Annotated in this window: 8 protein-coding genes and 2 tRNA genes; 4 read left to right on the top strand and 6 right to left on the bottom strand. The window is 63.0% G+C overall.

From position 1 onward, the window contains the following. The first annotated feature begins 52 nt into the window (after positions 1-52). A tRNA-Ser gene (locus H292_RS0114170) sits at positions 53-142 on the top strand. A gap of 45 nt (positions 143-187) precedes the next feature. After that, positions 188-260 (top strand) — tRNA-Arg (locus H292_RS0114175). A gap of 127 nt (positions 261-387) precedes the next feature. Here the strand turns inward: H292_RS0114175 and car are convergent. Continuing rightward, positions 388-3927 (bottom strand): carboxylic acid reductase, encoded by a 3540-nt coding sequence (car, locus tag H292_RS0114180; protein WP_020111830.1) that lies wholly within the window; start codon positions 3925-3927, stop codon positions 388-390. Between the two features lie 236 nt (positions 3928-4163). Between car and H292_RS0114190 the strand changes: the two genes are divergently transcribed. Then, positions 4164-7337: a chemotaxis protein CheB gene (locus H292_RS0114190; RefSeq protein ID WP_442978565.1), complete on the top strand. Its 3174-nt coding sequence runs from the start codon at positions 4164-4166 to the stop codon at positions 7335-7337. Then, a complete protein-coding gene (locus tag H292_RS0114195; RefSeq protein ID WP_020111832.1) occupies positions 7325-8626 on the top strand; it encodes a putative bifunctional diguanylate cyclase/phosphodiesterase in 1302 nt (433 codons plus the stop codon). Before H292_RS0114190 ends, H292_RS0114195 begins: the two co-directional genes overlap by 13 nt. A gap of 10 nt (positions 8627-8636) precedes the next feature. On the opposite strand, the gene H292_RS0114200 is transcribed toward H292_RS0114195, so the two are convergent. From H292_RS0114200 to H292_RS0114220, 5 genes are read right to left on the bottom strand one after another with little or no spacing between them, the layout of a single operon-like run. Further along, complete coding sequence (locus H292_RS0114200) at positions 8637-9707, bottom strand: lipocalin-like domain-containing protein (RefSeq protein ID WP_230620982.1); 1071 nt, start codon at positions 9705-9707, stop codon at positions 8637-8639. Positions 9708-9742: 35 nt separating this feature from the next. Next, positions 9743-11230, bottom strand: coding sequence for an aldehyde dehydrogenase family protein (locus H292_RS0114205; protein ID WP_020111833.1), 1488 nt, complete (start codon positions 11228-11230; stop codon positions 9743-9745). Beyond that, positions 11227-12549, bottom strand: coding sequence for a homogentisate 1,2-dioxygenase (hmgA, locus tag H292_RS0114210; protein WP_020111834.1), 1323 nt, complete (start codon positions 12547-12549; stop codon positions 11227-11229). The genes H292_RS0114205 and hmgA overlap by 4 nt, the downstream gene beginning before the upstream one ends. After that, positions 12546-13799 (bottom strand): oxygenase MpaB family protein, encoded by a 1254-nt coding sequence (locus H292_RS0114215; RefSeq protein ID WP_020111835.1) that lies wholly within the window; start codon positions 13797-13799, stop codon positions 12546-12548. Before H292_RS0114215 ends, hmgA begins: the two co-directional genes overlap by 4 nt. Beyond that, positions 13796-14899: an alpha/beta hydrolase gene (locus tag H292_RS0114220; RefSeq protein WP_020111836.1), complete on the bottom strand. Its 1104-nt coding sequence runs from the start codon at positions 14897-14899 to the stop codon at positions 13796-13798. The genes H292_RS0114215 and H292_RS0114220 overlap by 4 nt, the downstream gene beginning before the upstream one ends. Between the last annotated feature and the right edge of the window lie 137 nt (positions 14900-15036).

The raw sequence follows: 15036 nt of genomic DNA on the forward strand, positions 1-15036 counted from the left end.
CGTAGGCATGTGTAATCTTCTTCCTCGGCGGTCCGAGAGGGCCGGCAGCCTAGGAGGCGTGCCAGAGCGGCCGAATGGGAGTCACTGCTAATGACTTGACCCTTCACCGGGTCCGGAGGTTCAAATCCTCTCGCCTCCGCCACGGTTGGTAGAGTTCTACCGGCCAGCAAGACCAACTGAATAACATGCGCCCGTAGCTCAACGGATAGAGCACTTGACTACGGATCAAGAGGTTAGGGGTTCGAATCCCTTCGGGCGCACAGAAGAGAGCCCCTGATCTGCGAGTTATCGCGGATCAGGGGCTCTCTCTTTGCGCCGGATCTATCCCGAGAGCAGTCCGACCGGCAGTGAAGTGCCGAACGGGTGCAAAGCCTGTTTACCGACAGCTCACACGGGGGCGAGAAGGCCCAACTGTTCGAGATCGCTGAGGTACTTCTCGATCAACGCCCGATCCAGGTGCGGGATGTCGTCGGACTCTTCTCGGACCGCGGTGCGGAAGACGTCGGCGGGAAGATGAGACCCCGCGGCGGGGACGTCCGGGTGTTCGTATGCATGTAGGAGGGGGAGCAGCGATCGCGACCTCTGCGGTTCGGGCAACTCGTCGATGGCAGCGGAGAACTTCGCAAACCACTCGTCGTAATCCTCGATACGCTGGATACTCCTGCCGGACTCGATCATCCAGTCGACGAACGTGTCGAGCGAGATGCCGTCGTCGTGCGGATTGAGTACGTCGTAGGTGGTGTATCCGTCGACGGTGTCACCTCCCAGTGCGGTGATCGCGGCGGCACTGAAGTCGGCGGGAAGGCCGTCGTAGTGCGCGCGGGGGCGGCCTGCGTCGTCGAGCGGCGCTCCGGTGTCGCTGCGGTAGAAGCTGTTCGGTGCGATGCCCGTCGCTGCGATCGACAGCACCAGTCGGGTGAACACGTCGGGGACGTTCAACTGTCCGGACCACGTACTGTGCGCGAGGATCATGTCCGATCGGAACACCGTCACGGGAAGTCCGAGATCGTCGAAAGCATTGCGCAGAAGAACCTCACCTGCCCACTTCGAGGTGCCGTAGCCGTTGGCGTACGACTCGTCGACGCTGCGCGAGCTGCTTTCCACCCGAATGTCGCCGTTCTCGACGAATTCGTCGACGCCCGCCGCAACGGCCACGGTGGAAAGGTACGTGACAGGCTTGAGGTGGTGGTGGGTGGCCAGTCGCACTATCTCGGCCGTACCGACAACGTTCGGGCCGAACATGTGCGGGTAGGGGAGTGCATGGTTGACCAGAGCGGCGGGGTGCACGATGCGATCGACCCGCGTGGCCAACGAGTTCCATGTGTTCTCGTCGAGTCCGAGCCGGCTTTCACCGATGTCGCCTGCGACGACTTCGAGTGCGGCGTAGGCGAGGGCTCGATACCTGGCGGACAGTTCCGCATCTCCCGAGTCGAACGCTGCATCGAGGCGCGCGCGTGCGTCGGCGGCGTCGCGGCCCCGGACGAGGCAGACGACGGTGCCGCCCACATCCGCCATGCGTTCCAACCATTCCAGTGCCAGGAATCTGCCGAGGTAACCGTTGGCCCCGGTCAGTAAGACCGTGCGCGTCGTCGGGCGCGGCCGCTCGGCGTCCTGCGCAGCTTTCAGTGCGTCGGCGGACAGGAACGCATCGAGGGTCAGATCGGATGCCTTCACCACCGTCGCACCGCGTCCGTGCACCGAATCGAACGTCACCGCATCCGTATCGGAGTCCTGGCGTGCGGAGATGTAGTCGGCGATTCCCCTCAGGTCGGTCGAGGGACCGGTGATCACTCCGACGGGGACCTCGATGTCGAAGATGTCCCTCAAAAGGTTCGAGAAGGTCAAGGCGGACAGAGAATCTCCCCCGAGATCGGCGAAGCGCACGTCGGGACTCACGTCGGTGCCCGCGCAGCCGAGCAGTGCCACCGCCGAATCGCCGACGGTCGCCAGCACAGGCGCGTCGGGTCCGCGGCGTCGCAGGTCGCGAAGTCGACCGGACTGCGATTCCTCCAGCTCGGTGTAGCGCGCTTCCAATGTCGCGCCGTATCGGTCGACGAGCTTGGGACGCAACTGTTTTCCCGCACCGGACAACAGTCCGTTGTCCTGCGTGAACGACTCGGTCTCCACGATCACCTCGCGCGGTACCTCGTAGGAGTTCAACCCTGCGTCCCGCGCGATCGTCTGAAGCGACGCCAGGATGGATCCCGGGTCGTCGACGCCGGGCGCGGGTACCACCACGGCGAGCAAGTAGGACCGTTGACTGTTTCCGTAGACGAAGATCTGGTCGACCAGATCGCTGGTACCGAAGACGGATTCGAGCCGTGCAAGTGCGACGAATTCACCCTGGGCGAGCTTGAGGACGTTCTTGCGTCGGTCCACGTAGGCGAGATGATCGGGCGCGAGTTCAGCCACGACATCGCCTGTGCGGTAGTAGCCCTCGGCGTCGAACATCTCGGCCGTGACCTCGGGACGCTTGTAGTAACCGGGCGTGATGGACTCGGTCTTCAGCAGCAGTTCGCCGCGAGGATGCGGTGTGTCGGTGACGAAGTATCCGAGCTCGGGTACGTCGTCGAGCTTGTAGTCGATGACCGGCGGACGACGGACGACGCCGTCGTGCAACACCATTCCCGCTTCGGTGGATCCGTAGTTGTCCTGGACCTGCGCGTCGAGCAGCTCGGCGACGAAGTCCTTCACCTCGGTGGCGATGGGCGCAGTGCCGACGACAGCGGCGAGCACGCGGCCACCGAAGGTGTCGCGTCGGAATTCGCCCAGAACGACGTCGCGGACCGTCGCCGGGTCCGCGCCCGCGTCGACTCGGCGATCGATCTCCGCAAGCGCGGTGTGGCGAATCATCTCGCATACCCGGGGGACCAGAAGCGCCAGGGTGGGCCGTGTCAGGGAGAAGTCGTCGAACAGCGTCGACAGGTCGCTCGAGCCCGCGAAGGTGACGGTTCCACCTGCAGCAAGGGTGGAGAACACCAGACCGCGTCCGGCGAGGTGGCTCATCGGCAGGTAGTCCAGGGTGATCACGGGAAATCCTGGACCGGCGTCGGAGTCCGATTCCGAGCCCGTGCTGTGCCAGGCGCCCGTCCATGTGCCGGTCACGATGGCCTCGGTGTGGATCGCGCCCTTGGGCGTTCCGGTGCTGCCCGAGGTGTAGATCAGAGTGGCGAGGCGCTCGGGATCGTCGGATTCGACGAGTGGGTAAGGCCCTTGTGCTCGGCCTCGCTCGATCACGTCGGCGAGGGTCGAGAGTGAGACGGCGTCGAGCACGCGTGCGGCGGTGAGTCGCTCGCGGTCGGCGTCGACACGGTCGTCGTGGTCCAGAACGATCACGGTGTGTACCGAGGGGCTTTGCTGGGCGATCTCGATTGCCACCGCGAGGTTTTCGCTGTCCGCTGCGATGACGGCAGGCTCCACCTCGGCGACGATGTCGATCAGTTGCGTGGCGCTCGCACCGGCCTGCAGTGGCACCGCGACGGCGCCGAGCCGCACGGTGGCAAGCTCGACGACCGCGTAGTCCACACTGGCGAAACCGAGAGTCGCGACGAAATCACCTGGCTGAACCGGGTTCTCGCCATGCACGAGGGCGGCAGCCGTTGCGCCTGCACGGTCCCATGTCTCTGCGTAGGTGATCGTGTCGATGGAGGGGAGCAGGGACGCCGCGCCGTCGACGATGGTTCTGGCGCGCCGACCGAGCGCTGGTCGATCGCCGTATCCGATCATGACTTGTTGGACCACTGCGGCCAGATTCGGCTTCAGCGCGAGGGCTGCCGCGGCGACGCCGTGATCGGGTTCGGCCGAGCGGAACTGCTCGTCGGTGCGATGGAGTTCGGCGAAGCGGCGTCGTAATGCGTGGTCGGTGGCGGTTGTGGCAGTACTGGAAGTCATGCGCGAGTTCCCCTCCGTGATCGGCATCGATTTCATTACCTAAGGTAAGGATATGCCCGGAGGGGAATCCGGTAATCGTGATGCTGGTCATAGAGTGGGTGGTCCGCTGGTGGGCGAAGGAAAAACATGCTCAGGTAATTGTGCGCGCGCCACACCAGCAGTGTCTCCGTGTGGCAGAGTGACATACTCTAGGCCCTGCAAGGCCGTCGGGTGGTCGTTCGAAGGGGAGCCTTGTGCGCGAGGATTCGAATGAAGCGGTGCCGGCGCTGCGGGTGATCGTTGTCGGTAGTTCGGCTGGTGGCCTCGAAGCGCTTACCTCGATGCTCGGAGCAGTCGAGGTAGGCCTGGGCTGGTGCGTCGTGGTAGCTCAGCACATGGCACCGACAGAATCCAGCGGGCTAGCTCACCTCCTCGATCGTACGACGGACATGCAGGTCGTCGAAGCTGCGGACGGAGATCGACTCCGCGCGGACACAGTGTTCGTCGCGCCGCCAGGCCACGACATCTCGGTCGATGCTCACCACCTCGCGATCGAAGTCCCCAGCGCGAACACTCGGCCGTGGCCCAGCATCGATCATCTGTTCATCTCGGCAGCACGGGCGTTCGAGGACAGGTCCGTTGCCGTCGTCCTGTCCGGGACCGGGAGCGACGGAGCATCAGGAGTCGAGGCCATCGAGTCAGCCGGCGGTCTTGTCGCGGTTCAGGAGCTCGCAACCGCAGCTTTCGATCCGATGCCGACGGCCTCGTTTGCAACCGGATCGGTGGATATCGAGGCACCGGCGCAAGACATACCTCGGGAACTGAAGCGCTGCCTCGACAGCACCGCGTCGATGCACAACAGTGATTTTCACACCGCCGAGCCGGCCGATGCCGTCGATCTCAGCCCGTCGCATCTCGATGACGTCCTCGAGGCATTGCATGCAGAAACCGGGCTCGACTTCTCGGGATACAAGACCTCCACCCTGGGACGTCAGATAGCCCGTCGACAACGCCTTCTGGACATTGGAAGCGCGACTGCGTATGCCGGTTTTCTACGCGCCACTCCCGCCGAGGCGACGTCACTGTCGAGGGCGCTTCTCGTGACAGTGACGGCGTTCTTCCGTGACCCGGACATCTGGGACGGTATCCGTGAGCATCTGCACACAGTCGTCGACGCATCAGCCGATCGAATCCGGATCTGGGTGCCCGGCTGTGCAAGTGGGCAAGAGGCCTACACAGTCGCAATGCTTACTGCCGACGTTCTCGGTATCGGGCCAGACGAACTGTCGGGCCGTGTGAAGATCTTCGCCACGGACCTCGACGAGCAAGCACTGACTGTCGCACGAGCGGGGAGATACCCATCGATCGAGGCCGATGAGATTCCTGACCGCTATCGTCGTCAGTGGACGCGCACCGTAGACGGCATGGTGGAAATTGTTCCCGCGCTGCGCGAGTGCATCGTGTTCGCTCGGCACAATGTAGCGTTCGATCCGCCGTTTCCCAATCTCGATCTGATCTCTCTCCGCAACACGCTGATCTACTTTCAGCCGCGACTGCAGGAGCAAGTGCTGCAGCTGTGCCAGTTCGCCTTGAACCCAAAGGGGTTGCTTCTGCTCGGCCAGAGTGAACGCGTTCCACGTACGGATGAAGCATTCACCGTCGTCGACCCCGATCGCCGGCTCTATCGGAGGCGACAGCATCCTCGTGTATTCGGCCTCCCACTCCGCGGCGTCTTTCCAGCCGCCCGCTCGCCGAAACAAACCGAGCAGGTCGATGTTTCGCCCCACGCCTCCGTCGTCGATCGAGAGTTCTACCGTGACATCGTCAAATCTGTTGTTCCGTCTGCGCTGATCGTCGACGACAGGTCGATCCTCATCGAGGTCGTCGGCGATGTCGCGCAGTGGTGCACGATCAGCGAGGGCGTCCACAGTGGCAGCGTCGTAGACCTTCTGAAAGAGCAATACCGCCCGACGGTTCGTGCAATGCTCAGTCAAGTCCAGCACAGTGCACCGAAAACAACGACCCGAACGATACGATCCAACGAAACAACTACTCGGATATCGGTCACCCGGATCGGCTCCTCCCTCACCGATAGCAGTGGCGACGGTGCCATTGTCGCTTTCGAATCCGAACCAGTCCTTCACGGCGAACTTGCTCCGGAAACAGTGGGAGCGGCAGTTCAATTCAGCGACGAACTCGAAACCGTGTACGACGCACTTCAGGCGACAGTCGAGGACCTCAGTACCGCCAACGAAGAGCTGCAAGCCCTCAACGAGGAACTGCAGGCATCGTCGGAGGAACTGCAGGCGTCGTCCGAGGAGGTACAGGCGTCGAACGAAGAACTCGAAGCGACGAACGAAGAGCTGACGACGCTGAACCAAGAACTCACGACGCGTGGAACCGAATTGACTCGTGCGAACATCGACCTGGAGAATATTCAGAGTTCCCTCACCAATGGCCTGATCCTGCTGGACAGAGACCTCCGCGTCACTCGTTTCACGCCACTGGCGGTTCGCCTCTTCTCCCTCATCCCGTCTGACATCGGACGGACTCTCGGTGCGGTCCCGACCGCCATTGCCGTTCCCGGACTGGACGAAGCGTTACAGAGAACGTTGGGCGGGGATTCGATCATCATCGAGCTCGAAAGCGACCAGCGTGACTTGCTGATGCAGACGCAGCCCTACCGCGGAGACAACAGCGAGATCCTCGGCGTGATCGTGGTGGTGATCGACGTCAGTGACATCACAGCCGAGCGGCGGGCACGCGAACGGGCATTGACCAACCTCGAAATAGTCACCGAGTCCATTCGAGAACTTGTCTGGCAACGCGATACGTCCGGAGTGTTGACCCTCCTGACCCGCCGGGTCGAGGAGTTGTACGGTCTGGACCGGTCTCGTGTACTCGCCGACCCTTCGCTTCTCCTGGCCGCAGTGCACCCCGACGACCGCGAACGTGTAGCCGCTGTCTCCGCGTCGACGGACCCGAGCTGGCAGATCCAGTACCGAATCATCCGACCGGACGGCACGATCCGATGGATCGACGAGTCGGCCACCTTCATGCAACCACCCGACGGGTCGCCACCGGTGCGCGTGGGCAGCGCGTTCGACATTTCCGAGCAGCAGAAGCTCGCGGTGCATGTCGACGGCCAAGCCAAGCTCATCGAGTCCCTGTTTCTCAACTCGTCCCTGGGTTTGCTTCTCGTCGACGGTCGGGGGCGGATCGAGCGGGTGAGCCCCGTGATCGAAGCTATGACCGGATACACCGCCGACGCGCTCGCAGGGCGCACCCTGTCCAGTCTCGTTCCGTCGATCCAGTACGAGAACGAGAACCGGGTACCTACGAATCGTGCCCTGGTTCGCGCGGACGGTCACACCATTCCGGCGTCGGTCGAGTTCGTCGACGGCGCCGGGACGGGCCGATCCGATCCGTTGTCGTCGTCCAGGACAGTTCCCGATTGCGTCGTCTGAGTGCAGAACTGGCCGCGCATGAACAGTTCGATCAGCAGACCGGCCTTCTCACGCGCACGTTCTTCCGTTCCCGTGCCACGGATGTGGTCGCTGCGAGCAACGAACCATCGGCGGTGCTGTGGATCGACCTCGACGGATTCAAGGAAGTCAACGACAGGTTGGGTCACCGGAACGGTGATCTGGTTCTCGGCGTCGTCGCACACCGTTTGAAAGGTGCAGTTCGCAAGGACAACCTGATCGGCAGGTTCGGGGGTGACGAGTTCGCAATACTCGTCAGTCGCGCAGACGATCTCGATGCTCTCGACAGCCTGGTTCACCGAATATTGAACGTCGTACGCGAGCCGATCGTCGTCGACGACTCCCACGCCTTCGTGTCGGCGTCCATCGGAATAGCCGTACAACCGACCGACGGCAACACAGCTGACGAGTTGCTCCACAACGCAGACGTCGCGATGTATTCCGCGAAGCAGAACGGCCGCGACCAACACATCTACTTCACTACTGAGATGGACCGCGATGCCGACGCGCGTGCAACTGTGCGCCACCAGCTCTCAGCGGCAGTGAGATCCCGCGACTTCGAGCTGTATTACCAACCGATTCGTTCGATCGCCACGGGCGATACAGCGATGATCGAAGCTCTTGTTCGGTGGAGACGAGACGGCGAGCTGATCAGTGCCAGCGAATTCATCGACATCGCCGCCGACACCGGCCAACTCCGCGCCCTCGGCCATCTCGTACTGGACTGCCTCATCGAGGACGTCGACACACTGCACACACGGTTCGGTGCGGACCATCCACGCGTAGCGGTGAACATGTCAGCCACCGAACTGCGTGAACGCGACCTGATGGACAGACTTCTGGCGTGGCGTCCGGCCGGTGGTTTCGACAAAATCGTCGTCGAAGTCACGGAACAGATCACACTCACGCCCGGTGACCGCGCGTTCGGTGTTCTCACTCTTCTGCAGAGACTGGGCGCAACGATCAGTATCGACGACTTCGGTACCGGTTACTCCAATTTGGAGCTGCTCGGCCAACTGAAACCGGGAATCATCAAAATCGACCGTTCGCTGACCGAACGCGCTGCCGAAGACGCACGTGGAGAACGCATACTCGAAGCGGCGGTGGGGCTCGCACACGCTCTGGAGACCACGGCGGTCATCGAGGGGGTGGGGGACACGAGGTTGTCGGCTGTCGCAGCGGCGTCCGGAGCCGAGCTGGCCCAGGGCTACCACCTCGGACGGCCGATGTCCCTGCCGGACATCATCGATTCGATCTCCGGCCACATGTGACGCGAGGCGATCAGTTCAGCGCAACGAGCTCGTGCAATGTCCTCCCCGTCCGGACTTCGGTTGTACCGTTCCGGGTGACGGTGAGCTCGAAGGTCGAATCGAACCGGAAGTATCCCGGGTGTCCGACGAGTCGATACAGCAGCGGCCGGACGGCTTTGTGGCCGGCCACGGGTACGTCGCTCAGCAGATCGTGTGCATGAACTACCGTGTCGACGGTCAGTATCAGCTTCACCACGCCGGGGATCTCGATCCGAAGCCACTCCGGATAGGCGCGGTTCGCGACGGCGTTGTACTTCATCGGCCCTTCCGAGACCTCTGCTTCACCGGAGCTGAGAATCACCTCGCCCTTGTACGCCAGCATCAGTGGTCGGCTCTCGTGCGCTCCGAGTCGCTCCTTCGTTTTGACCAGTGCGTAGAGCAAGGAGTAGTCGTCGTCGTACAGGCGCCCCCAGTGCCACCGATCGATGACGCTCTTCATGTCGCCTGCGCCCCAATTGTGGTCGGCGTACCCCCGTCCGGTGACGGTCTTCGTCTCTGCTCCGATCGTGATCGACCCCTCGACACGTGCACGGGGAGCAGCGACAACCCAACCGAACACATCGGTTCCACCGAAGAGGGTCTCGCCTTCGCCCGGCATCCAGCTGGGCAGCTCGTTGTGGAACCGCAGATCGAACGTCACGTCCTCTTCGGACAGCGACAGATGATGTATCGGTAGACCGTCCGGTGGGAATTCGGCCCAGGCGTGATTGGGTCCCACTCTCACGTCGCATCGAGCAATGGATGCCGAGGCCTGCTTCTTGGAGTATCGCGTGAAGATCTGACGGCGGGTACCGTCGGGCGCGTAGATCAAGATCTCGACGCTGGGTTTGGCGACCAATGCCGGCTCCTCGGGTCGCCGGAGGTTCAGGAAGCCGATGATGGTGTGTCCGTCGTCGAGGTGCGCGTCGAAGTACCAGTGCTCGAAACCCGTTCGGCTCCCGGGCACCGGATGCGCGCCGTTGTGTCTCGGTTGAACCGTGGTGAGGGCGGCGTCGGCTCTGCCGGGCCCGTTCCAGGTTTCGACGATCTCGGGAGCTGTCATCTGTTCATCTCCGTTTCGTGCGGTGAAGTTCGGCATCAGATGCCGTCGAAGCCGATGTGGACGGTCTTTTCCTCGGTGTCCCCGTCGAGTCCGGATCGGCCCAGTTCGCGTCCGATACCGCTTCCTGCCCGGCCACCCCAGGGCAACGCTGGGTCCGGAACACCCCATCCGTTGACCCACACCGTGCCCACACGAAGCTTCTCGACTACGGAGTGGACGCGAGAGATGTTCTGCGAGTAAACCATCGCGTTGAGGCCGTAACGCGTGTCGTTGGCTATTCGGACGGCTTCCTCGGTGGTGCGGAATCCGATCACCGTGGCGACGGGCCCGAAGATCTCGTCGCGGGCGATGGTGAGTTCGTTGGTACCGCGGAACACGGTGGGTTGTGCGTAGAAACCGACACCACGCTCACGTTTGCCGCCGCAGATCAACTGTGCGCCCTCGGATATGCCGGAATCGATGTACCCGTTTATGCGGTCGAGTTGCTTCGCGTTGACGATGGTCCCCATCGTGGACCGGTCGTCGAAAGGATCTCCGACCACAGCGCTCTCGGCTGCGGCGACGAGTCCGTCGACGACCTGGTCGATGACCGACTCGTGCGCCAGGACTCGCGTCCCAGCGGCACACACCTGTCCCTGGTGGTAGAAGTTCCCCATCGAGATCCAGGGCATCGCAGCCTCCAGATCCGCGTCCTCGAAGATCAGCTGTGGTGCTTTTCCGCCGAGCTCGAGAACGAGTTTTCGGAAGCTCTCGCCCGCAAAGCTCCGAATCGACTGGCCGACAGCGGGACTTCCGGTGAAGGAGACCTTGTCGACGCCGCCATGACCTGCCAGGGCAGCCCCCGCAACCGGACCGAGGCCGGTGACCACGTTGAGCACTCCGTCGGGAATACCGGCTTCGGTGGCGAGCTCGGCCAATCGCAGCGTCGACAGCGACGCGTCCTCGGCGGGCTTGACCACGACGGTGTTTCCCGCGGCGAGGGCGGGGGCGAGCTTCCAGGCTGCGATCAGGGCCGGGTTGTTCCACGGGGTGATCGCCGCGACGACACCGAGAGGTTGACGCACCGTGTAGCCGAATCGTTGCTGCGGGCCGAAGTTCGGCAAGGACATCGCCGAACCGGAGATCTTGTCGGCCCACCCCGCGAAGTGCCGGAACGCCTCGGCCGCACAGGGAATGTCGCCGCCGACGGAGTCGCGGTACAGCTTGCCCATCTCGACAGCTTCGAGAGCCGCGAGAGTCTCGGCGTCGGCTTCGATCAGTGCTGCCAACCGGGTGAGGGCTTTTCCTCGTTCAGGGCCGCTGGTTCGGGACCACTCGCCGTGCTCGAACTGCTCACGTGCCGAGCGGACGGCCGCATCGACGTCGTCCTGGCCGGCCGCGGCGATCTCTGCGACCACCTCACCGGTAGCAGGATCGGTCGAGGTGTACGTCGCACCGTCGGCGGCCCCGACACGGGCTCCACCGATGCGGAGCAGCGGCTCCGGTAGATCGAATTCGGGTCGTGTGATGTCGGCCGTGGTCATCGTGACTCTCCTGTGGCTGCGGAATCCTGCGAATCGAAATGTCGTTGCAAGCCGCTCCACGAGGAGTCGTAGTCCGGCTGACGGTGTTTCGCGTTGTAGGCGAAGTCCGTCGTGATCAACGGGAGTCGTGTCTCGAACATGAACGCCAACGAGTTCTCCAACTTCTGTGGTAGCAGATCCGCACTCGACGCGGTGTCGAAGGTCTCGAGATCGGGACCGTGGGCGCCCCACATGTTGTGCAGACTCGCCCCGCCGGGGACGAACCCCTCCGCCTTGGAATCATGTTGTCCACGAACAAGGCCCATGAACTCGGTCATGATGTTGCGGTGGAAGTGGGGTGGTCGGAACGAATGCTCGGCAACGTTCCACCGTGGCGGGAAGATGGCGAAGTCGACATTGGCTTGGCCGGGTCGCTCCGATGGAGAGGTGAGTACGGTGAAGATGGACGGGTCGGGATGGTCCCACCCGACGGTGCCCATCGTGTTGAAACGGTTCGTGTCGTACTTGTACGCGCTGTGTGTACCGTGCCACGCCACCACATCCAAGGGCGAGTGATCGTATTCTGCTGCCCAGAGCTGCCCACCGAACTTCTGGATCACCTGCACCTCGTCAGTGCGATCTTCGTAGGCAGCAATGGGATACGAGAAGTCCCGTGCGTGGGCGAGTCCGTTCGACCCGATCGGGCCGAGTTCGGGCAACGCGAAATAGGCGCCGTAGTTCTCGCAGATGTATCCGGCGGCGGAATCATCGTGTAACGACACCCGAAACTTCACCGCACGGGCGATCACGGCGATCTCGCCGGGTACGACGTCCAGGAGTCCGAGTTCGGTGTGCAGCCGGAGGCCACCCGACTGCGGAACCACCAGTAGCTCACCGTCGAGGTCGGCGAAGTACCTGTCGGTCATCGACCTCGTCGCGTGATACATGTGTACCGCGATACCGTTGCGCTCCAGTACATTGCCGTTCGCAGCGATGGTGTGGACACCGTCGAGGAAATCAGCATCGGGCCACGGAGCGTCGAACGGATTCCACCGCAATCGATTGACATCGAGTACCCCGTCGGTGAGCGGAGCCGAACGGAAGAGGCCGTTGTCGATGCGCTCGAATCTCGGATGACGCGCGGACGGGTGGATTCGGTACACCCACGTGCGTCTGTTGATCTCCCGCGGTTCGGTGAACGCCGTACCGGAGAGTTGCTCGGCGTAGAGGCCGTAGGGTGCTCGCTGCGGAGAATTCTGCCCCCAGGGCAAGGCGCCGGGGATCGCCTCGGACTGATGTTCGTTCCCGAATCCCGTGCTGTATTTCAGGGTCTCGGTCATCGTCGCAACGCTCCCTGTGCGTCGAACTCGGCTTCTCGCCCGTCCATCTGGGCGCGGAGCCAACTGCGCCGATGTCGATCGGCGATGTGTTCCATCCGGCGTCCCGCTCTCGGAACAGTCCGCCGGACGAGCTCGAGGACTGTGATGAGGGGGAACCGGGCGATCACGATCAGAATCCACGGAAACGCAGAGGGCATGTCGTACTTCGCACGTGTCGCCGGGCCCATGAACAGCGTGGTGTACGCGCCATAGATTCCGTAGTTGTATCGAGCGCGCATTCGCGCGAGTCCTTTCTGGTGCGGTCTGGGCGCGAAGCTGGCGGGAAAGGACTCGATGAGTTCCTTGCCGTGCACCCCCGCGTCGTAGCTCCGTGCTGCCGAGACCATGGCCGTCATCCGGAGGGAGTCCGCAATGGTCGTCGGGAAGTTGCGCACATCGACACCGAGGAGATGGCCCATGAACTTCTGGAAGTGCAGCAGCGCGCGAATCTCGGTCGGTGTGGTCTGCAGTCCAACCAGTCGGAGCGCCAACGCAGGCACGGTGCTGCCACCCAGCAACGTCAACATCTGATAACCCTGGCTGATCGGGTATCCCCACTTCTCGGTGTCCCATTCCGGGTGGCCGTCGATGCGGCGTCGGACAGCAACGTGCATCACTCGTACCTTCATCGCGGTGGCGCGGCCGGCCGAGCCGATGCGCAGCAACGCTCCCGGCTCCGAGGTATCGACCCAGAATTGGCACGTTTCCAGAAAGCGCCGCAGGGCGTTGTCGCCCGCGTACCCGCCGGCGAGAGACAGCGGGGTCGCGACGGCGGCCTCGGTGTACATCTCCAGAGTGATTCCGCCTGCGACGGCGAACAACATCGTTCCCCAGCGGCGCCAGATGGCGGCGCCCTGTTCGACGAGCTCGGGCCGCACCCAGTCCGGCAGCGTCTCGAACTCGTCGAAGAGCACCCGCATGCTGGCCGGCACGTCGTCGAGCGCGTCGATACCTTCCGTCAGGGCGCGTTCGAGTAGTGCTCGGCCACCCTTCGGATCGGCTGCGAACACGTCGTCGACGAAGTTCTCGGCGACCGTGTCTCCGCGAAACAGGCTGTCGCAGAACTCGGCGGCAACATCGTCACTCGGAAAGATCGACGTGCCGAACACGTGCCTCGCGGCCGACTCGAGTCGAGCGATTCGAGGGTTGCGGCGGTGTTCCCAGTACGTGAAGGCGGTCGGGACTCGCATCGAGTTCTGGGTGAGCGTCATACGTTCTTCTCCATCCAGGCGCCGCACTCGCCGGTGACGGTGCCGATTCCGTGCGGCTGATCGACGAGATAGTGGTTGAGTTCGGGCAGTTCGACCAAGGTGGAATCAGGACTGGCATCGTGCATCGCTCGGGCGTCGTCGGCGAAGGCAGCTTGGTCGCCGAGCAGCGAGACGATGAGGGTCGGTGCGTGGATCCTCGGTAGATTCTTCAGCGCGTCCGCCCCGGTGTGATCCGAACTCCATGTGCTGAGCCAACTCCGCACCGACACGAATCGAGCGAGCCCGCCTGCGGCGGTGTTGGCACGTTGCGGATCTCCGTACATGCTTCCCAGCTCTCTGTCGCTGGGATCGAGCGTGAGGTCGACGAACCGAGGATCGGCGACGGTGCGGTGCACCACGAACGCGTGATCCGAAGCGCCTCGTGCGGACAGTGTGTCGAGCTCACGAATCGCCCAGTCGTCGATCCTTCTGATGCGGTCGAGCTGAGCCGCGCGATACTGCTCGACCCAGTCCCGATCCAGGGGGACGGTGCGAGAAGGGTCGTACAGGTCGAGTGCGGGGTCGGTGGAGAACGGATCCGATTCGTCGGTGACCGAGGCGTCGATCCAGTGCCTGAGGACCCTCGCACGTCCGGAATGGGCCCCGACGAGCATCAGGCCATCGGCCGGGACGAGAGGGGGACCGTCGACCTCGACGGTCTGCGTCTCCGCTTGCTCTTGGTAGTAGGTGGACAGCGAACCACCGCCGCTGAAGCCGAGAAGGATCACCTTGTCGAATCCGAGTTCGTCCTTCATCCACCGGACGCCGGATCCGAGGTCGGCGATGGCGCGTTCCATCAGTAGTGCCGGCTCGTTGGAGGTGTATCGCGTGTTGAGTCCCATGATGGGCATGCCGGCCTCGGCGAAGCCACGGAGAAGAAAGTGTGACAGGAAGTCCGAGGTGGGATGTGCGAGCAGGATCCCCACGCTGCGATCGTGGCCCTGCGGCGCAACGAAATTGGCATGCAGGGTGGGGTAATGCCGCGATAGACCCGAGTGCATCTCCACTCGGCCGTCCCGAGCTGGTTCGTACTGAATTCTCTGGAAACTGTCGACGATCACGTCTGGGTCCGCCTCCTTGGACGAATGCGATCCGAGTCACAGAAACGTACCATACTTTGCGGTATGGACAAGGGTGATTTTTCTTGCGCATTCGGCTGCGGAGTCTCCATACTGTGTAGTATGGTCGGATTTCTGCG

The organism is Rhodococcus sp. 114MFTsu3.1 (assembly GCF_000383555.1).
GTDB classification, from domain to species: domain Bacteria; phylum Actinomycetota; class Actinomycetes; order Mycobacteriales; family Mycobacteriaceae; genus Rhodococcoides; species Rhodococcoides fascians_E.

What these genes read in the sequence shown, in the direction of transcription:
- hmgA (WP_020111834.1), bottom strand. Translation starts at nt 12,549, where the DNA reads ATGACCGAGACCCTGAAATACAGCACGGGATTCGGGAACGAACATCAG.
- H292_RS0114200 (WP_230620982.1), bottom strand. Translation starts at nt 9,707, where the DNA reads ATGACAGCTCCCGAGATCGTCGAAACCTGGAACGGGCCCGGCAGAGCC.
- H292_RS0114205 (WP_020111833.1), bottom strand. Translation starts at nt 11,230, where the DNA reads ATGACCACGGCCGACATCACACGACCCGAATTCGATCTACCGGAGCCG.
- H292_RS0114215 (WP_020111835.1), bottom strand. Translation starts at nt 13,799, where the DNA reads ATGACGCTCACCCAGAACTCGATGCGAGTCCCGACCGCCTTCACGTAC.
- car (WP_020111830.1), bottom strand. Translation starts at nt 3,927, where the DNA reads ATGAAATCGATGCCGATCACGGAGGGGAACTCGCGCATGACTTCCAGT.